This is a genomic window from Sphingobacterium composti, from assembly GCF_009829075.1.
Taxonomy (GTDB): Bacteria; Bacteroidota; Bacteroidia; order Sphingobacteriales; family Sphingobacteriaceae; genus Sphingobacterium; species Sphingobacterium composti.
Genome location: NZ_WUQZ01000018.1, coordinates 62,297 through 83,434 on the forward strand (window position 1 = coordinate 62,297; position 21,138 = coordinate 83,434).

The following is a 21,138-nucleotide window of genomic DNA, read 5'->3' on the forward strand; positions in this document are numbered from 1 at the left end:
ATAACTTAATTAATCAACATCAAATAAGTCAGAAATTGAAGAATGCTGATTTACACTTTTGATTGCTTTAGCGAATAAATCTGCAGTAGATAATACTTTTATTTTAGTTGAGTTTTTAGCTTTCTCAGGATCCAATTGAATAGTATCCGTTACGATCATTTCTGTCAATACAGAGTTTTCAATGGTATCGTATGCCTTTCCTGATAATACAGCATGTGTACATACCGCTCTAACAGAATTAGCACCATTTTCCATGATTAAAGCAGCTGCTTTTGATAACGTTCCCGCAGTATCACAGATATCATCGATTAATACGACATCCTGACCTGTAACATCACCAATGATTGACATTGATTCGATTTCATTAGCACGTTTACGACGTTTATCACAGATAATTACTTCAGCATTGAAGAATTTAGCAAACGTACGCGCACGGTATGAACCACCCATGTCTGGAGATGCAATTGTCAAGTTAGGCAGATTTAAGGATTTGATGTAAGGAACAAAAATCACTGAACCATCCAAATGATCTACTGGGATGTCAAAGAATCCTTGAATCTGTGCGGCATGAAGATCCATTGTCATAATACGGCTTGCACCAGCAGCTGTGATTAAGTTTGCAATCATTTTGGCACCAATAGCTACACGAGGCTTATCTTTACGATCTTGACGAGCGAAGCCAAAATATGGCACAACAGCAGTAATATAGTGAGCTGAAGCTCTCTTCGCTGCATCGATCATCAATAATAACTCTAAAAGATTGTCGGTTGGTTGGTTGGTAGATTGGATTAGGAATACGTCACTTCCTCTTACAGATTCATTGTAGAACGGTTGGATCTCGCCGTCACTGAATTTCGATAGTGTCTTCTCTCCTAAAGCTTTCCCGTAAGATTGGGCGATTTTTTCTGCTAGTTCTTGCGTTCCTGAACCTGCAAATAATTTAACCGTGTTAAATTGCAAAGGCATGGTGTTGTTGTATTTATATGTTTTATGAATGATGCACAAAGTTAGATAAATACAATCGAAAATAAAAAGACTATAGTGAGAAATAAAAAGGGGTAAAATAAGTTATCGAAATAGCTTAAAAAGAAAAAGAGAGCTACAAATTTGTAACTCTCTTCTGTTGTCCGACCTGGATTCGAACCAAGACAAACAGAACCAAAAACTGTTGTGCTACCTTTACACCATCGGACATTCTTAAAAGAAGGATTTCTAATAAATATTAGTTTTCATTCTTTGTGCAAAGATAAGAACTAATAATAATTTTCAAAAATTTTTATTAATTTCTTGTCAAAAAACAAAAGAGAGCTACTATTCGTAACTCTCTTGTTGTTGTCTCACCTGGATTCGAACCAAGACAAACAGAACCAAAAACTGTCGTACTACCCTTATACTATGAGACAAACACGATCAAACTTTATGTGTCGTTGTTTCTTGTTTGACGATGCAAATATACGCTCATTTTTTATCTCAGCAAATTTTTTTGATTTGTAATTCGTATTTCTATTGATTTTCAGAGTGATATTTTTTTCTTTTATTCCTTTTATTACTTTGTGGAAGTAATAAAAAGTGTAAAGCTGTGTTAAAATGTCATTTATTTATTCATTTGTAGAAATGTATTCCTTATTTTCGAAGCGAGTTTATAAGCAAAAAAATGTTTATAACTATGATTTACATAGAATGCCGGTTTAATTATCAAGTGGTGTTTTATAAAATCAATTATTCTATAGCGCAAATAATATATGATGAATTACAATAAGATTAACAATCTGCTAGGATGGCTTTGTGCTTTTGTAGCTACACTTGTCTATGTCGTGACTGCTGAACGTACAGCGAGTTGGTGGGACTGTGGAGAATTTATTGCTTCAGCTTACAAGATGCAAATTGTGCATCAACCTGGTGCGCCTTTATTTTTGATGATCCAAAATATCTTCTCTAATATGGCGATGGGTGATAAATCTCAAATTGCTTATTGGATGAATGTAGGTTCTGCAGTGAGTTCAGGTTTGACAATTCTCTTTTTGTTTTGGTCTATTACTGCACTTGGTCGCAAAATCTTTGTAGGAACTTCAAATCTATCTACTGCGCTCAATCAAACGCAGACTATTGTCGTAATGGGTGCTGGTTTAGTAGGAGCTTTAGCTTATGCATTTACAGATACATTTTGGTTTTCGGCAGTAGAATCAGAAGTTTATGCGATGTCATCATTGTGTACGGCTGTAGTATTTTGGGCTATTTTGAAATGGGAAGTGCGTGCTGATGAAGAAGGAGCTGACCGTTGGTTAATTCTCATAGCCTATGTAATGGGACTTTCTATCGGTGTCCATCTATTAAACTTGTTAGTAATTCCTGCTATTGCGTTAGTGATTTATTTCAGAAAGGCAAAACAAGTCACTACTGGTGGTGCATTCAAAGCATTTTTGATGGGTGTTGTAGTATTAGGTTTTATCTTATGGGGTGTTATTCAATACTTAATTAAGTTTGCTGCGTTCACAGATTTATTCTTTGTGAATACTTTAGGACTTGGATTTGGAACAGGTGTTACTTTCTTTGCTTTATTAGTTCTTGGTGGATTGATTTTTGGTATTTGGTATTCTATCAAAAAAGTAAAACCAATATTAAATATTGCTTTAGTATCTCTTGGTTTTATCATTTTCGGCTATAGCTCTTTTGCTATGATTACCATTCGTGCAAAGGCTGATCCTACTTTGAATAACTCTGATCCGGATAATGCTTTTGCATTCTTGAGTTACCTTAACCGGGAACAATACGGTGATGAGCCCTTATTTAAAGGAAAATATTTCGATGCGAAACCAACAGATGCTTTTGATGCTGGAAATGTATACCGTAAGGATAAAGATAGATATGTCGTAGCGCGTAAGAAAACAAAGTACACATACGATCGTGAAACGGTATTTCCACGTATATACAGCGATAGAGCAGAACATGCGAATTTCTATAGACAATACTTGAATTTGGGTCCAGAAGAAAAACCTACCTTTTCGGACAATTTAAAGTTCTTCTTTGGCTATCAAATAGGACATATGTATTTCCGTTATTTTATGTGGAATTTTGTTGGTAGACAAAATGACGTGCAAGGACATGGATCTACATTAGAGGGGAATTGGATTTCGGGTATCAAGCCAATAGATAATATTTTGGTTGGTGGACAAAATGCCTTGCCAACTTCTGAAAAAGAAAATCCGTCACGCAATACATATTTCTTTTTGCCTTTTATTCTAGGTTTAATAGGAGCATATTGGCATTTTGGTAAGAAGCAAAAGGATGCATTGGTTGTAATGCTCTTATTCTTCTTTACAGGTTTAGCAATTGTATTGTATTTAAATCAAAATCCTTTACAGCCGCGTGAGCGTGATTATGCATATGCAGGTTCTTTCTATGCTTTCTCGATTTGGATTGGTCTTGGAGTTATTGCTTTATGGGAGATGCTTTCGCAGAAAGTGAATGCTAAATCTGCTGCAATTGGAGTTACGGCATTAGGGGTATTGGCTGGTCCAGTATTATTAGCTTCGCAAAACTGGGACGACCACGATAGATCTGAGAAGTCATTATCCCGTGATATGGCACTAAATTATTTAGAATCTGTGGAACCGAATGCGATTTTATTCTCGTATGGTGACAATGATACTTATCCATTGTGGTATTTGCAAGAAGTAGAGGGTATTCGTACAGATGTACGCGTAGTAAACTTGAGTTTACTTTCTTCAGATTGGTATATGCGTCAAATGATGAAAAAAGTTAATGATGCCGATGCATTGCCAATAAATATTGATCCAGAAAAAATCAAAGATGGTGTACGTGATGTAATATACTATTACGATTATCAAATTCCTGGAAATGTAGATTTGCAAGCGGCTTTGGCGGTGATGCTTTCGGATGATCCAGAGAACAAAATGCAAACGCAGTCTGGTGAGAATATAAATATTCTTCCAACTAAGAATTTGAAGCTGCAAGTGGATAAGCAAGCTGTATTAGCAAACAAAGCTGTTCCTGCTATTTGGCAAGATTCAATCGTAGACTCATTAACATTTACTTACCCGATGGGATACGTTTCGCGCGCTGAGTTATCGGTATTGTCTATCTTGGCAAATAATAATTGGAAGCGACCTATTTATTTTACCACAACTACACCTCAGCAATACTATTTAGGACTAGATAAGTACTTAGTGTCTGAAGGATTTGCCTTACGCTTGATCCCTGTAAATACCAATGTAGAGGATGCAGAGCAAGGAGCTATCCAATATACGGATGCGGTTTATGATAAAATCATGAATAAGTATAAGTTTGGAAATATTGCAAATGCAAAATATCTGGATCCAGACACTTACCGTTATTTGACATTCTACACAAGTTCTATCTTTGGAGAAACTGCACAAAATTTATTGCAAGCAGGTAAGAAAAAAGAAGCACATGATGTAGTATTGAAGGCTTATGAAAATCTTCCGAAAAAAGTATATCAAATGAGCGAACCAATGAGTTATGTGCCATTATTGGATGCCATGTATCAAACAGGAGAATCAGCTAAAGCAAAAGAAATCACGTTGCGTAATCTGAATTACATCAAAGAAAATATGCATTACTATGCATCCAATCAATACATCAAAGATTTGTCGTCAGAGCGTAATGTTCGTTTAGCACTTGTTGGCTTACAACGTTTAAAAATGATGGGCGAGCAATATAAAGATGCGGATGTACAAAAAGCTTCAAATGAACTTTGGAAACAATATGGCTATTTCTTCGGAGAATAAACTGTGAAAAATAGTATAAAAGAGAGAGTGGATGTCATCAAATGACATCATCTTTTTGTTGGGAAAAGATTAGAATAATCTTTCCTAAATATGTACTACTGTTGAGTTAAATATTTCAATAGCATTTCAATTAACGAATTGAAATGCTATTTTGATTACGTTTATTGTATACTATTATTAAGGTAAATACCTCCAAGGATTTAAGCCATTAAATTCAGCAAGTTCTCCTGCCCATAACATAATGTTTCCAGCAATGATTGCGTTTTGCGCATCTTCTCTTCTAATCGTGTAATTGGGGCGTGGATCACTAGCTGGGGTAGTGTATGCGTCTCCGTATGGTTTTGGTAATGGACGACCTGTAGCAGCATCATACATGAAGGGGCATATTGTCCAAGAAACAAGGTCTCCATATGATGTTAATCCCCCATCTCCTAAATAGAAGAAATTTTTTGTTTTGTGCCTGAACATAGATACCGCTGCTCCATTAGTAGCATCAAGTGCTCTATTGGCAGCCTGTCCGTATGAATATATAACTACGTCATCCGAAGGTAGGTTTTCGAGTCCTACTGAAGTGGACGCGTCTTCACCCCAGTATTTATTTCGAACATCCCCAAATGGTCCATTCAGTACACGATCATCTACATTGGTAAGTGGATACATTGAGCCGGCTCCAGTTAAGGCTTCCGCAGTAATTGCGGGAGTTGGATTATTAAATATTTTGTTGACTAGTCCCTCTAATCCTGATGTGGTGTATTCATTCATTAATATAAGAATCCCACCATCGTTGACATAGCTTACGAGGGCGTCTTGAAGTTGTGTGGAATAAGTGCTCTGTGCATAACCAATAATTACAATATCTGGTTTATCGGCAGCTACTGCTGGGTTTAGTCTTGCTAAAATCTGTGTTGTAAGTCCATTTAATATCCAATTTGCTGTATTATCTGTAGCAGTTCCTCCTTTCCATACTCCTTGTCCACTAGCATAGGGTTGCATTCTGACTATACTATTTGGTAGGTTTCCAAAGTTGTTAAGATTATTAATCATAAGCCATGGCGCATTCCGTTCCATCGCATATGAGTATGATGCACCACTTGATACATGTAGTATTCTTCTCGATTGTAATGTGTAGGATAGTTTAGCTATTGCTATAAGGTTTTGACCTCCTGCTGGCGCTGTGTAATTATAAGTGAACTCAATGTTGGGTACGGGGATGTTAGCATTACTAAATGTGGCTAAATTTACATCGGCTACACTCGGGTCTACACTATTGAAGGTAACTGGTAGGTCAGTTACTTTTACTTTAAATGATGCTAAAGAAGCCGCATCAGCAGTATAAAATACTTTCTCCCAAATATTAGTAGGGTTTGCAGTCGAAAAATCAAAAATATCTGTGGTAGGAATAGTTTGAAAATTACCCATTGAGTTATTTTTAATATCAAAAGTTCCACTCTTGATATAGTCATCTTCACTAAATATTGCTTTAAGACCATTAATATTTGCATAATCTGCCAACATATTTCCATCTACCCGAACAGTAATTTGGGTTAACTTGTGATAAAATGTGATAGCTATTGGGTATGTATGGGATTCACCGACAGGAGTATTTGGTATTGTAATTGTGCCATCAGCATATAATAAATCTTTGTCAATAGGAGCCTCTACCGTAGGATTTGTAGTGTTAGCAGGTATAGGTGGGCTCTCAGTGCTATTGTATGAATATGCATACCATCGATAGGTGTCTCCTTTGGCTACATCAATATTAATTTCTTGCCCTGCAGTGACTTCCATAGTTTGCCACAGATTGGGAGAACTGTTTCTATATATTAACAAACGATATTTGAAGCCTGGAGTCATGGGCTGTGTAGCGGCTAGGAGAGATTTTTCCGTTTTTTCATTTAATGAATTGCCAATTGGAATTTGTTTAGCAACTGCATCAACCGTAAATCCTACATCCATGTTGTGTGCTGATGAAGCTACCGCGACGGTTGATTCATAATCTGTTGAAGAAAATCTATTATTAGCTGAAGAATTCTTTTTTCTACTATCCGATTCAATGACATTAGCTCCTTGTATACCTGCAACTTTAATAGATAGTTTTATTCCTGTTTGTCCAACTTCCGACTGCTCTTTTTCCTTTGAGCATCCTATTGCAACGGTTAATAGACTGATAAGCGCAATAAAAAATGATTTATTGCATGTATAATATTTGTTTTTCATAGTTAGTTGTGTTTAAAAATCCCAAAATTGTTGGTTTTCTCTTTGTACCCAATCTTCAATAACTGGTGTTTCGCCATCGTTTTCAAAACTCATTTGAATAACTGATGTCGCGGATATAGAAGATTCTAATACATAACTAGCTAGTAGTACTGAAGGTGTTGCGTAGAGCTTTTTTTTCTTGTCTTTACAAGAGATTTTCTCAATATGTTCTTTTTTTTTCATAAGATAGTGTGTTATTGTTAAAGGTGTTTAGTAGGTATGTAATATTAAATACGTAATTAATATTTTATGTATACATGGCGGTTTTTTAATATTAAAAATATTGAACTTAATATATAATTATGTTCGATTTTCTTTATTTGTAAATCAATACCGATCGTTAATCTTAAGGTAAATGTATCTCGGGTTTTTTAGGTCGATTTTGAACTAATAACCCTCAGTTAGCTAAATGTTGTTAAATATATAAAAAATTTTCACGATAATAGTAGAATTTTAAATATATTTTTCAATCGTTAATATTTTTTTCATAAAAAAAAGGGTGGGTGTGTGTCGGTTGAAGACTAAATAAATATTTCTATTCCTAATTATTAATAAAAAAGCCTATTTTTGTCGAAATAATCCTATAATGAAACAATCGATTTTATTAGACGGTCCAAAGTTTCAAATTACAATCAAAAGATTGTGTCAACAATTGATTGAAAATCACGGAGATTTCTCGAATTCAGCAATTATCGGTATTCAGCCACGTGGTACTTTTTTGGCTAATCGTATTGCTAAAGAGTTGAAAGATATGTTGGGCAAAGATGTAGATACTGGTATTCTAGATATAACCTTCTTTCGCGATGATTTTCGTCTGAAAGGAAATTCGCCATTACTTGCCAATAGTACGCAGATTGATTTTATTGTGGAAGGCAAGAATGTGATTTTCGTCGATGATGTACTTTGGACAGGTCGTACTATTCGCTCGGCGATGGATGCTATACAGGCATTTGGTCGCTCAGAGCGTATTGAACTTTTATGTTTGGTAGACCGCCGATTCTCTAGACAGATACCTATTCAGCCTGATTATATTGGAATCCAAGTTGATTCTATTGATTCTCAAAAAGTGATCGTAAGTTGGGAAGAAGTAGATAAAGAAGATAGTATCGTACTGATTACGGACAAGAAATAAATTTTTTTAGCGAAAAATACTAGTAACAATGCCAACAACAACGGAACAGTTAAGTACACGCCATTTATTAGGCATTAAAGACCTAACTGAGCATGATATTCAATTAATTTTAGATACAGCAGCAAATTTTAAAGATGTCCTGAATCGTCCGATCAAGAAAGTTCCTTCGTTAAGAGATATCACTATTGCCAATGTATTTTTTGAAAATTCAACACGTACTCGTTTATCTTTTGAATTAGCTGAAAAGCGTCTATCAGCTGATACTATAAATTTTGCAGCTTCATCATCATCTGTAAGCAAAGGGGAAACCCTTATAGACACAGTGAATAATATCTTGGCGATGAAGGTGGACATGATTGTGATGCGTCATCCATACGCTGGTGCGGGGGTGTTTTTGAGTAAGCATGTAAATGCGCAAATAGTAAATGCTGGTGATGGGGCTCATGAGCATCCGACACAAGCCTTATTGGATTCATTCTCTATTCGTGAGAAATATGGTGATTTAGCAGGACGTAAAGTGGCTATTATCGGTGATATTTTGCATTCGCGTGTTGCCTTGTCGAATATCTTGTGTTTACAAAAACAAGGAGCTCAGGTGATGGTGTGTGGACCGACAACCTTGATTCCTAAATACATTACTTCATTGGGTGTGAAAGTAGAGCATGATTTAATGAAAGCATTGAATTGGTGTGATGTGGCAAATATGTTGCGTATTCAATTAGAACGTCAAGATATTGCTTATTTTCCTTCACTTCGTGAATATTCAATGTTGTACGGATTGAATAAAGAAATTTTAGATTCGCTAGATAAGGAAATTACCATCATGCACCCTGGGCCTATTAATAGAGGGGTGGAGATTACATCAGATGTGGCAGATAGTCCTCATTCTATTATTCTCGACCAAGTTGAAAATGGTGTAGCAGTACGTATGGCGGTATTATACTTGCTAGCAGGAAAGAGAGGTTAAGGTTTTTAACCTCTCTTTTTATTCTTGTTTTTTCTCTTTCGGTGGAAAGAAAAATTGCATGGGGCTCAACAAGAATAAAGCCCAAATTGCTTTGCTTACTAATACCAATTCGTACAGCTTCATCTTACGTGCGCGGAACGCAAGTATTAATGATAAGGTAAAACTGACTATAAAATTTACAAATCCAATCACGCCAATACCTACAATACCCCAGATAATCATATCCGTAGGTGCTCTCCAATCACTACCATACATGCCTAGAGCTAAATTTCCACTTGCAAATGTGATGTGACGGATGTCAATGTCTAAGCCCAAAAATATACCTATTGATCCAGTCATTCCCATAAAAACACCGAACCAAATATTGGAGATCACACCAGCCCATTTCTTTTTGTACCATTCAGCGAATTTTTTGGTTTTTTCTTTGCCAAATACTTTTTTAATGATGGGATGCTGCTCTATTCGGAAGTACAAGGAATTGTATTTATCACGGTTTGCGACACTTCCTGCGATAATTCCTGATAAGAATAAGAAAACGCCAGCTATAGCTGCGTGATATATTGCAGGTGAATCAACCGGGTCTAAGTCGGTAAGAAGTCCTCTCCATTTTGAAGATGCGATATTGTACGAAAATAGAGTGTCTATTCCCCAAATGAGTAACATAGCAATCGGGAAAGCTAATAAAACGTTACCTACAAAAGCAATAAACTGCGAACGAAAGACTCTTGAAAAGAAGTTGGCAAAAGACCAATATTTATAATTACGTTCTTCCTTATTTCCTGTTTTGCGTTGTAATGCACTGACTAATGCTGATGCAGTCATCGCTGGTTGCTTGGTGGCTAGTGTGCAACCTAACAAATAAATTGCTGTAAATCCCAACGCATAATTCAAACTGTATAAAACAGCATGTCCGAAGATACTGGTGTCCGCTTTTGACATCAATACTTTGATAATACATAGAAAGGCGACGATACAACCACCCCCGCAAGCTGACCAAAACATATTGGTATATTCTTTCTTCGAAGAAGTAATATAATGCTCACCAGTTTGCGCTGTGTGTTGTGTGATTTCGTAAGCAATGGATTGTGTACTTTCATTGACTAGTCGGCGTACATTTGTTTTGTTAACATTGATATAAATCAATTTTTTAATCAATGAAATTGTCTGTTCCACACCTTTATTAGGGTCATCCAAAACTAAATAGTTCAGGATTTCTCGTATACGTCCCAATTGCTGTCTTAGTCGTAATAAAGATTGATTTACTTTCATCGAAATTCCCAATTTGTGTGAGTTCGCAAAAGCGTCATCTATGTATTTGTCACACTGATTTAGAAGAATGTTTATTTGCTTGTAATATATGTCAGAGCTTTCAAGATGTGGTCTTTTCTGCGAACGAACATACTGAATAATATTTGTCATTTCTTGCAAAAGACCAATAAATGGGTTGTCAAAATTCCGATATTCAGGAGTCATTTTACTGACATCTGCTTCCATAGCACGTCCCGAAACCCGCTGAGTCAATACTTCTAAACCATAGAGTATTTCTGATACAGCATGTTTATCCACATTATCGGCATAAATGTTTTTGCTTTCCAATAACTCGAACAAGCTGATGAGTTGTTCGCCAGGAATTGTTGCAATCCACTCCGAATCTTTTCGGTCATAAAAAATCTGATTCAATATAAATTCTAGAGAATCTAATGGAGCTTGATGTGGGATAAATCTTGCGACCAACCTAAGTCGTAGTTCATATAAAAAGTCACTATAATTTATGATGCCTACATCCGATATGATTTGATCAAAATCTTTTTTTGAAATACTTAGAGACTCAATTTTCTCCAACAAAATATTTCTGTATTCAGCATTGGTTTGTAATAAATCCAACAAATCCTGAATATCAACCAATACGGCATTTCGCTGTTTTCTATATATATTGACTAAATCTATGATAAAATCTAAGCCCTCGATGTCGTTTCTAGTTGCGTTTTCAAAGAGTTGTATCAAGTTTTGTTTGGTCTGTACCATCTACGTGATTGTGTGAGTATTTAAATACAATTCGGATAAAATACGTTTTTATAACAGAATGCACAAAGAGCATCTTTGTTTTTGTAATAATTAAGCTATTGAAATATAATTCACTAATGTGAAAAAATGTTAAAAATTACGTTTAGTGCTACTTAATCGTAAAATTAGCGTTATAAAAGTGGTTTACTAACAGATGTTAACAACTTTTGAGGAAAACTTGCAACTTTACTACTATTTTAGTAGAATGAAGAATAGTATCTATTTAGCACACTAAGAGAAGCTGTTCAGGATGATTTTTAGAAAATTTAGATAAAGAAAATACACCATTATGTACAAGAAAATTTACGGATTGGGTGTCGCATTGAGCTTGATGTCTATACCAGTTTTTGGTCAGCAGACAGCATGGCAAGATATAAACAGAGCATATAAGACAGGTTTAGAATTATACGAACGTGGTAAATTTAGTTCTGCAGCCAAACAATTTGATAAAGTCGAAGAGCTGCGCACGAAATCCACGCTTCAGTTAGATGAAACGGAAGAGTTAACTTTGATTAAGGAAGGCGTACGTTTTTATCAGGCTGTATGTGCTCTTGAACTTGGAGATTCGGATGCAGAAGGTCGTTTTTTGAAGTATATTAAAGATTATCCAGCTAGTGCAAATTCTAAAGCTGCATATTTTCAGATTGGACGTTCATATTATGCCAAGAAAGATTACCCTAAAGCTATTGAATGGTTTACAAAAATCGAAAGTAGGAATTTAGCAGGAGCTGAAAATATAGAATATCGCTTTAAATTGGGTTATGCGCAATTTATGACCAATGATTATAAAGCAGCTAAACCACTATTCGAAAAATTAAAAGACGAAAATAGCCAATATCAAGAAGCTTCTATTTATTATTATGCGTACTTATCTTATTTAGATGCAGAATATAAAACTGCATTGAATGAGTTTGAGCGTCTAAATGGTTCTAAGACATTTGAAACTACATATCCTTACTACATCACCGCTTTGTACTTCTTAGATAAGCGCTATGATGATGTGTTGAGCTATGCATTACCAATTTTGCAAACTACCAAACAAGAATATGAGACAGAAATGTTCCGTATTATCGGTGCAACATATTTTATTAAAGGTGATTTAGCAAAATCAAAACAATATTACGATAAATTCCAAGCGCAAGATCAAGGTAAAACTCAGAATAACCAAGATAGTTACCAAATAGGTTATATCGCTTACAAATTAGGTGATTATGAAAAAGCGATAACGGAATTAGAAAAAATGACTGATCCGGATGAATATTATCAAAGTGCGATGATAACATTGGGTGATGCATTTATCAAAACAGGAAATAAACAAAGTGCACGTAATGCTTTCTTCAAAGCTTCGAAATTGGATTTTGATCCACAGTTGAAGGAAGAAGGTTTGTTCAATTATGCGAAACTGTCGTATGAATTAGAGTTTCATCAAGTAGCTTTAGATGCGGTTCAAGAGTATTTGGACACATACAAAAGCAACAAGCGTAATGAGGAAGCCAAGACATTATTGGCGGAAGTGTTATTAAGTACTAAAAACTACCGTAATGCGGTTGATGTATTGGAGTCATTCCCGTTGACATCTAAAGAATCTAAAGCAGCCTATCAAAAAGTTACTTTTTATCGTGGTTTAGAATTTTACAACGAACGAGCATTCGAAAATGGTATTTCGATGTTTATACGCTCTGAAGCCAATCGTTTTGACGAAGAGATTTATGCGCTAGCGACATACTGGAAAGCAGAAGCGATGTACGAAGTGCGTAAATACAAAGAATCGGTTGCTAACTTCAATAAATTCTTACAGTTGCCTGCTGCAAGGAAAACAGACGTGTATCATTATGCGAATTATGCTTTAGCTTATGCGGCATTCAGAAATGATAATTATAATACAGCGGCTAATTATTTTGAGAGATTCTTAGCTGGTGGAGGCAAAGATGGTATTGAGTTAAATACTAAAAACGATGCGATTGCTCGTTTGGCAGATTCTTACTTTGCCTCAAAAAACTATAGCAGAGCCTTATCTTATTACGACCGTTTGATTAGTTCAAATGCGCAAAGTCAAGATTATGCTTTATTCCAAAGAGGGATTATCCAAGGATTACAGGGTGACAACAATGCGAAGATTGCGACGTTGAATTCTGTAATTGCAAAATATCCAAAATCAAATTATGCGGATGATGTGGCTTTTGAGATCCCTTATACCTATTTCTTGATGAATGACTATGATAGAGCTATTAGCGGCTTAACGTCAATGGTTGAGAAATACCCAAGAAGCTCTTACGTACCTCGTGCATTGTTGACCATTGGTTTGGTACAATACAACCAAGACAACACAGATGCTGCACGTCAAACTTTCGAACGTGTAGTCAGCGAATACGCCACTACGGATGAGGCAAAACAAGCTATTCGCTCGATAGAAAATATTTATTTGGATAAAGGCGATGCGTCTGGTTACATTCGCTATGCGACTTCTACAAATATCGGTAACCTTTCTCAAGCAGAACAAGATTCTCATACTTTCGGGATATCTAGAAACTTATTTGAACGTGGAAATTGGCAAGGTGCTATAGAGGCAGTAAATGCTTACTTCGACAAGTTTCCTAAGCCAATTAATGAAAAGTTTGCTCGATTTATCCGTGGTGAAAGTTATGCGCAGCTAAAGCAAGATAAAGAGGCATTACATGATTTCAACATCATCATGAATGACTGGACGTCAGCGTATACGGAGAAGACTTTAATCAGTGTCTCAAAACTTCATTTACGCAATAAAGCCTATAATGAGGCTGTTCAAGTGTTGAAGAAACTAGAGTTGACTTCAGAATATAAAGAAAACTATGGTTTTGCAATCAAAAATTTATTGGTAGCGTATTATAACATTGGTGATCCTGTCGAGACATTGACTTATGCTAATATTTTAAAAAATTACGAGAAGTCATCAGAAGAGGATATTGGCTTAGCGCACTTGTATGCTGCAAAGGCATATACTAAACAAAATAAGGCTGCTGATGCGACCAAAGAATTAAACTTAGCTGCATTAAAATCAAAAACAGAAACTGGTGCAGAAGCACGCTATTTGGTAGCTGAGCAACAGTTGAAAGCTAAACAATTTGATAAAGCTATAGAGTCAGCATTTGATATTGCCAATACATTTTCATCGTACGATTATTGGGTGGCTAAAGGCTTTATCTTAATGTCGGATGCATACGTAGGCAAAGGAGATAAGTTCCAAGCGAAGGCTACACTAGAGAGTGTAATTGAGAATTATGAAAATGATTCTGATGATGTCTTGAAAACTGCGAAAGAACGTTTACAAAAATTGAAATAACAAGAAATAGGATATAAGATGAAATTGCATAAAACAGTATTTAAGAATTATGCTATAGTAGCATTGTTATTAGGATTGGGGCAACAAGTCTCTGCACAAGTTGATCCCGAAAGACCAGTAACGATTGATTCTTTTGATGTAGTCCGTGACTACAAGCCTATTCTTGCTGATGCGGTAAAGATTCGTCGTAGCCCAGATATGACAAATAAACGAGCGTATATGCCCAAATTGTCCTATGGAAATGTTCCTGACAAAAAATTGGATATCAATACGGGGCTTAAAGAACTGACTGTTCAAGAATTGCCATTTACGCGTGTACAAGATATAACGTCTAACTTTGTGAAGTTGGGTGTTGGTAATCTAGGGACTATTCTTGGTGAAGCATATATAGCAAATGAAGAATACGAAAATTTACGTTTTGGTGCATTTTTGAAACATTTGAATCAGAAAGGTTCGCTAGAAGAGCAAAAATTCTCGAGACAAGAGATTGGTATTTTTGGACGTCGTGTTTTGGATGCCTTTACGGTTGACGGAACGGTTGGTTACAATCGTTATGCAACGCGTTTTTACGGGATCCCAGTAGATTTGAGTGGTTTTACTCTTAATCCATCAAAAGAAGCGCAAGCATTTAATGATATCTACTTCACAGGCGAATTGACAAGCAACTTTGATCCAAATAATGAAGAAGCAATTTCTTATTCTGCAAAATTGGATGCGTATACATACAAAGATAAATTTGATGGTAGCGAAAATTCAATCGCATTGTCGGGTTATTTAAATAAGCGCGTTCGTACATTCAATATTGGAGCAAACGTTGCTTTAGATTATAATGGAATTGGTGGAGTAGGTGATGGTTTGGGTAAATTTAAAAACTCTGTAGCGAGTATCAATCCGTATATCAGCTTCAAAGGAACAAATTATACATTGACTTTAGGGGGCAATATAGTTTCAGAGTTTGGCGACGAAAGCAGGTTTAATATTTTCCCAGCAGCTGAAATTGATTTTTCTTTGGTTCCGGGCTATATTCATTTGTTTGGTGGGTTGAATGGTGGAGTGCAAAAAGCTTCTTATAAACAACTTACGCAGTTGAATCCTTATTTAGGTCCAAACCAAACTTTTCAAAATCAAGTAGATCGTTTGCATGTCTTTGGTGGTATCAAAGGGAATGCTGGCGCGACATTTGGATATAAAGCAAAAGTTATTTATAAATCTATTGAAGGATTACCTTTATTTATGAATAGCCTTGATGCACCATTTCGTTTTGATTTAGTTTATGATGGTAATGAGGATGACCAAACAAAGTATTTCGGTATCGAAGGCGAAATTAATGTTCGTTTATCACAGTTAGTAAATTTAGGAGGTCGTCTTAATATTGATGGCTACACAATGGCGACGCGAGATGAGGCTTGGCATACGCCTAAATTGCGATTAGCGGCAAATGCACGCTTTAATATCTCAGAAAAATTGTATATTGATGCAGAAGCATTATTTCATGGATCGACATGGGCAGCTACATATGATTATGATTTAAATTTATCTCCTGCTCGTATAGAGAATTCGTATCGTAAAGTAACAGTACCTGAGTTTTTTGACTTAAGCGCTGGAGCTGAATACAAAGCGATGTCTAATTTGGGGATATTTATTAAAGCAAATAATATTTTTAACAAAGAATACCAACGCTATCTGTATTACCCAAGATTGGGTTTCAACGTGATAGGTGGGGTTAATTTTTCATTTTAACAAATAGAATTATAACTTTGCATCAGATAATTATAGTTTAAATAGATGATTCTAGGAAGACAAGTAAATTCTTTGCTCCAAAGACATTCAGCAGTGTTTGTTATTGGTTTAGGTACGTTTAGGCGTATCCGCACTTCTGCGTCTTATGATGCTAAGCGTAATGTTGTTTTACCGCCATTGAGTTATATCGAATTTGAACATGATGCTTCGGATGGATATGATTTTTCTTTGTATGTACAACAGAGTAATCAAATAGAAAAAAGCGAAGCTGAATTACTCTTACAAAAAGAAGTTGACAAGCTAATTGACATTATACATACAGATGGTCAAGCTACAATTGATGAACTTGGATATTTGGTGGCATATGGCAATTCTTTTATATTCAAACCGTTAGATTTAAGTGGTTTTCAGTTTGTGCCAATAGAAGACCCATATCAAAATCCTGTCGGAGATGATAATGAAGCTTCAGCCATTAGTGATGAAAGTTCACCTATTGCAGCAGTTACGGGGATAGCAAATGCAGTAGAACAGGAGTCTGCTCAGTCTACTACCGTAGAAGAACCTGTATATTCTTTCCCACATGCTGGACAACCTCATGATCTTTTCGAAGAAGAAAGTCCAAAAAGAAATAATGCTATAGTCTATGTTTTACTGGCTGTGGTGGCATTAGTAGCCTTAGGAGGAATTTACTATTACAGCATAATTTCTAAAAAATTAGATAATGTTGATCAATATCTAAATTCTATTGATTCAGTAGATATAGAAGCAGATACACTAACTAATTTAGTAGATTCAAATGCATTACTTCCTTTAGATTCCTTGGTGTCAAACGAAGCTGATTCATTGTTATTAGTCGAGCAAAAAGTAGAAAAACCAATCGTGGAAGAGCCGGTTTTGCATAAGTACACGATTGTCATAGGAACGCATCCAAAATTGGAACAGGCACAGCAAGAGGCGGCGGACTATAATAAAAAAGGTTTTAAGCATGTACGGGCATTGCCATCTAATTTAGAGAAAAATAGAAAGAAAGTAATCTGGGACACTTACCCAACAAAAGAGTTACGTGACTCAGCTTTACGCTATGTACAAAAGAATGTCAAGTCAGACGCTTGGCCAACAGTTTTATAAGAAGTAAATAGAAACCAATAAAATAAATAGTATTACATATTATGTCATTCATTCAAGACAACCCAATCGTAGATTCATTGAATCAACTACAACAACAAGCAATTGCCGTAGCGCCTCCAGTAGAGGATCAAAATCTTATTCAATTACTTATGAAAGGTGGTTGGATTATGATTCCAATCGTAATATTGTTTTTCATTGGATTAGTGATATTTATCGAGCGTTATATTACAATCAGTAAAGCTTCTAAATCAGATGGTAATTTGATGGCTCAGATTAAAAGTAACGTATTGTCAGGCAAATTAGATTCTGCAATAGCAGTATGTCGCTCTAGTAATTCTGCTTTAGCGCGTATGCTTCAAAAGGGTTTGACTCGTGTGGGTCGTCCAATTAAAGATATTGAAGGAGCTATCGAGAACGCAGGTAAATTGGAAGTTTCTCGTTTAGAAAAAAACATTAATATATTAGGTATTATCGCAGGTATCGCACCGATGCTAGGTTTCGTTGGAACTATCTTTGGTGTAATTCAAATTTTCCGTGAGGTAGAAATTGCCGGTGGTATTGATATAGGTTCAGTTTCAGGAGGTCTTTATGTTAAAATGATTGCGTCAGCTTCAGGATTGACGATTGGTATTTTGGCATACATCGGTTATCATATCTTGAATATGATGGTAGAGCGTTTAATCCTTAAAATGGAAACCGAAGCAGTTGAGTTTATTGATTTATTAGATGAACCTGGGGTTTAATCGAGAACCAATTTTATAATCGGATAGACCATGAATATAAGAAATAGAAGAGGAAAACCGACAGCAGAAGTACATACGGCTGCGTTGAATGATATCATGTTCTTTTTGATGTTATTCTTCTTGTTGGCTTCAGCAGTAGCAAACCCTCAAGTGGTGAAATTATTGTTGCCAAAATCAAGTGCAGGTGAGCAATCAGTAGCAAAGAAAACAGTTACAGTATCTATAACTGCTGATTTGGCATATCATGTAGACAAGCAAACTGTACCTTATGAGGCTTTGGAACAGACATTGCAAGCGCAAATGAATGCAGGAGAGGAAGTTACTATTATGCTTTATGCAGATAGTACCGTGCCTATCCAAAATGTTATATCCGTAATGGATGTTGCAAACCGTTTGAAAATCAAATTGGTATTAGCAACTGAACCAAAAAAGGATTAATACAATTGATAAATTGACAAATTGAAAGTCGCAAAGTCTAATTAATTTTCAAGTATTTTAATTTTGACTTTTTTAATTTAAAACAATGTATTATCATATAAAAGAAGAAAATAATTTACCCAAAGCAATCGGATATTCGTCTATTGTGATGGTAGTATTGATTGCAATTGGCTATTTCATAGTATTTGGTCAGCCTTCTATTCCAGAATATGGTATGGGAGGTATTGTGGTAAATTATGGTACATCGGATGTGGGTACAGGAGATGATTATATGAGCATTGAGGAACCTTCCATGGACGAAAACGCTAATAATGTACAGCCTGATCGTATTGTCCCTACAGAAACGCCAACCCCTACTCCTACACAGCAAGTAGCTGATAAAGCGGTAGCGACACAAGATATGGAGGATGCTCCTGCTGTAACCAAAACGGAAAAAAAAGTCACTAATCCTGCTCCTGAGACAACTAAGGAAGTAAAAAATAGTACACCAACAGTGAATACCAATGCACTGTATAAAGGCAAAAAGAACAATGGCCAAGGTGCTGGTGACGGTGAAGGTGGTGGAGCTGGAAATCAAGGCTCTGCCTTAGGAGATCCTTTAGCTTCAAATTATGGCGAAGGTGGATCGGGTTTTGGTAATACACCAATTTCATTGACCAGTAGACATTGGGCTGTAAGACCTAATATTGACGATAAAAGTCAATTTTCAGGTGTTGTCGTGTGCGAACTGACAGTAGATAGAAATGGTAATATCATAAGTGTTCGTCCTGGTGTAAAAGGAACTACTTATTCATCACCTACAGTATACAGCATGTTGGAAAGAGAATTGCGTAAAGCAAAGTTCAATACCGTTCCAAATGCACCTGAAAGACGTGTTGTTCACGTTACGATTAATTTCAAAGTTAGATAATTTAGTTTATGCATACTTATACAGAGGTAATCGATTATTTATATAGTCGATTACCTATGTTTACACGCGACGGTGCTTCGGCGTACAAAAAGGATTTGGATCGTACAATAGCACTTTGTGAAGCTTTAGGAAATCCGCAAGAAAAATTCAAAACTATTCATGTAGCTGGAACTAATGGAAAAGGTTCTTCATCGCATATGCTTGCCGCAGTATTGGCAAGCGCAGGATATAAAACAGGCTTGTATACTTCACCACATTTGGTGGATTTTCGTGAACGAATTCGCATTAATGGCGAACAAATTCCAGAGCAATTTGTCGTTGAATACGTCAATTCACAAAAAGAACTGATTGAAGAAATTCAACCATCATTTTTCGAAGCTACTGTAGCTATGGCTTTTGACTATTTTGCGAAAGAAAAGGTTGATATTGCTATTATTGAAGTCGGATTAGGTGGAAGATTAGACAGCACGAATATTATTTCTCCAGAAGTTTGTTTGATTACCAATATCGGTATGGACCACATGAATCTGTTGGGGGATACTTTGGAAGAAATAGCCGCAGAAAAGGCGGGAATAATAAAGCCCCATACACCTATAGTTATTTCTGAAAGCAATGCAATAACAGCTCCTATATTTAATTCTAAAGCTAAACAGGAAGATGCACCTATTATTTTCGCTGACCAAAAGATAGCAGCTCTACGATTGGAAAGGAATGCGTTAACTCAGCGTCTTCAAATAATAAATGACACAGATACGATAGAATATATTTTGGATTTGACAGGTTCGTATCAAATAAAAAACATTGTTGGTGTATTAGCTGTTATAGAACAAATCCAAGGTAAAGGATTTGTAATTTCGGATGAGGACTTAAGCTATGCGTTAGCCAACGTACAAAAGCTGACCGGTTTCCAAGGTCGTTGGCAAACGTTAAGTACCGATCCTTTGGTTATTTGCGATACAGGGCATAATGAAGATGGCATTAAAGAAGTAATTAAGAATCTGAACGAAATTTCATACAACGCATTACATATTGTCATAGGCGCAATGAGAGATAAGGATTTAGATCATATGCTTCCTTATTTACCTAAAGATGCCACATATTACTTTTCGCAACCTGATATGCCAAGAGCAATGGAAGCAAATGAATTATCGGAGAAAGCCAAAGTATATGGTTTATACGGAAAAGTTTCGGGTTCTGTCATTCATGCTCTTAAAGATGCCAAAGCAGCTTATCAAAAGGGCGATTTAATTTTTGTCGGAGGATCAAATTTTGTTGTAGCGGAAATTCTGCAAAATTTAAAATAATTAAAAATTAATAAACAATTGTCTTTTAGACAGACGCGTCCTAAATAAGGAAAAAATGGCGGTGGTTTAATATAGCAGAGATTGCTATATTTAATTCGCTAAAATAATACTACCGCCATGGTAAATATAAACGTATTTTCTCAGATTTTAGGTCTAGTAGACCGTGACATTTTTAATAAATTGGTTCAGAAATACCAATGCGACAAGCATCATAAAGGAATCAACAGTTGGTCACACTTTGTTAGTATGCTTTTCTGCCATCTTTCATCTGCGGATTCCGTTCGTGATATTTCTAATGGTCTGCGTAGTACTACAGGTAACATGAGCCACATGGGCATCTCTAGGACACCCAGCAAGTCCAATTTATC

15 protein-coding genes and 1 tRNA gene are annotated in these 21,138 nt (G+C 35.9%); 11 read left to right on the top strand and 5 right to left on the bottom strand.

All coding sequences use genetic code 11. The annotated features are described in order from the left end of the window. Positions 1-9: 9 nt before the first annotated feature. Together GOQ17_RS11965 and GOQ17_RS11970 are read right to left on the bottom strand one after the other, a co-directional pair. Positions 10-966, bottom strand: coding sequence for a ribose-phosphate pyrophosphokinase (locus GOQ17_RS11965; protein ID WP_159637653.1), 957 nt, complete (start codon positions 964-966; stop codon positions 10-12). A gap of 157 nt (positions 967-1,123) precedes the next feature. Then, positions 1,124-1,194: transfer RNA gene (locus GOQ17_RS11970), tRNA-Gln, on the bottom strand. A 548-nt stretch (positions 1,195-1,742) separates the two neighbouring features. Between GOQ17_RS11970 and GOQ17_RS11975 the strand changes: the two genes are divergently transcribed. Further along, positions 1,743-4,769: a glycosyltransferase family 117 protein gene (locus tag GOQ17_RS11975; protein WP_236537138.1), complete on the top strand. Its 3,027-nt coding sequence runs from the start codon at positions 1,743-1,745 to the stop codon at positions 4,767-4,769. 177 nt (positions 4,770-4,946) lie between these two features. Here GOQ17_RS11975 and GOQ17_RS11980 read toward each other — a convergent pair whose 3' ends face one another. Both GOQ17_RS11980 and GOQ17_RS11985 read right to left on the bottom strand, forming a co-directional pair. Beyond that, a complete protein-coding gene (locus tag GOQ17_RS11980) occupies positions 4,947-6,986 on the bottom strand; it encodes a fimbrillin family protein (RefSeq protein WP_159637654.1) in 2,040 nt (679 codons plus the stop codon). Positions 6,987-6,998: 12 nt separating this feature from the next. After that, positions 6,999-7,208, bottom strand: coding sequence for a hypothetical protein (locus GOQ17_RS11985; RefSeq protein ID WP_159637655.1), 210 nt, complete (start codon positions 7,206-7,208; stop codon positions 6,999-7,001). 403 nt (positions 7,209-7,611) lie between these two features. Here GOQ17_RS11985 and pyrR point away from each other — a divergent pair, with 403 nt between their 5' ends. Then, a complete protein-coding gene (pyrR, locus tag GOQ17_RS11990) occupies positions 7,612-8,157 on the top strand; it encodes a bifunctional pyr operon transcriptional regulator/uracil phosphoribosyltransferase PyrR (RefSeq protein ID WP_159637656.1) in 546 nt (181 codons plus the stop codon). A 28-nt stretch (positions 8,158-8,185) separates the two neighbouring features. Beyond that, a complete protein-coding gene (locus tag GOQ17_RS11995; RefSeq protein WP_159637657.1) occupies positions 8,186-9,124 on the top strand; it encodes an aspartate carbamoyltransferase catalytic subunit in 939 nt (312 codons plus the stop codon). 18 nt (positions 9,125-9,142) lie between these two features. On the opposite strand, the gene GOQ17_RS12000 is transcribed toward GOQ17_RS11995, so the two are convergent. Further along, positions 9,143-11,149 carry a transporter-like protein gene (locus GOQ17_RS12000; RefSeq protein WP_236537139.1) on the bottom strand — a complete coding sequence of 669 codons (2,007 nt, stop codon included), beginning with the start codon at positions 11,147-11,149 and terminating at the stop codon, positions 9,143-9,145. 328 nt (positions 11,150-11,477) lie between these two features. On the opposite strand from GOQ17_RS12000, the gene GOQ17_RS12005 reads away from it, so the two are divergent. From GOQ17_RS12005 to GOQ17_RS12040, 8 genes are all read left to right on the top strand, one after another. Continuing rightward, the gene (locus GOQ17_RS12005) at positions 11,478-14,507 is read left to right on the top strand and encodes a tetratricopeptide repeat protein (protein WP_159637660.1); all 3,030 of its coding nucleotides are present in this window, start codon (positions 11,478-11,480) and stop codon (positions 14,505-14,507) included. 18 nt (positions 14,508-14,525) lie between these two features. Next, positions 14,526-16,247 (top strand): TonB-dependent receptor, encoded by a 1,722-nt coding sequence (locus GOQ17_RS12010; RefSeq protein WP_159637661.1) that lies wholly within the window; start codon positions 14,526-14,528, stop codon positions 16,245-16,247. A gap of 45 nt (positions 16,248-16,292) precedes the next feature. After that, on the top strand, positions 16,293-17,375 hold the full coding sequence (locus GOQ17_RS12015) for a hypothetical protein (protein WP_159637662.1): 1,083 nt from the start codon (positions 16,293-16,295) through the stop codon (positions 17,373-17,375). A gap of 41 nt (positions 17,376-17,416) precedes the next feature. Then, a complete protein-coding gene (locus tag GOQ17_RS12020; protein ID WP_159637663.1) occupies positions 17,417-18,118 on the top strand; it encodes a MotA/TolQ/ExbB proton channel family protein in 702 nt (233 codons plus the stop codon). Positions 18,119-18,148: 30 nt separating this feature from the next. Beyond that, positions 18,149-18,556: an ExbD/TolR family protein gene (locus GOQ17_RS12025; RefSeq protein ID WP_159637664.1), complete on the top strand. Its 408-nt coding sequence runs from the start codon at positions 18,149-18,151 to the stop codon at positions 18,554-18,556. An 85-nt stretch (positions 18,557-18,641) separates the two neighbouring features. Beyond that, positions 18,642-19,466: an energy transducer TonB family protein gene (locus tag GOQ17_RS12030; protein ID WP_159637665.1), complete on the top strand. Its 825-nt coding sequence runs from the start codon at positions 18,642-18,644 to the stop codon at positions 19,464-19,466. A gap of 8 nt (positions 19,467-19,474) precedes the next feature. Next, positions 19,475-20,770, top strand: coding sequence for a bifunctional folylpolyglutamate synthase/dihydrofolate synthase (locus GOQ17_RS12035; protein ID WP_159637667.1), 1,296 nt, complete (start codon positions 19,475-19,477; stop codon positions 20,768-20,770). 117 nt (positions 20,771-20,887) lie between these two features. Further along, the coding region (locus GOQ17_RS12040; RefSeq protein WP_159637668.1) for a DUF4372 domain-containing protein at positions 20,888-21,138 on the top strand (251 nt) is incomplete at its 3' end.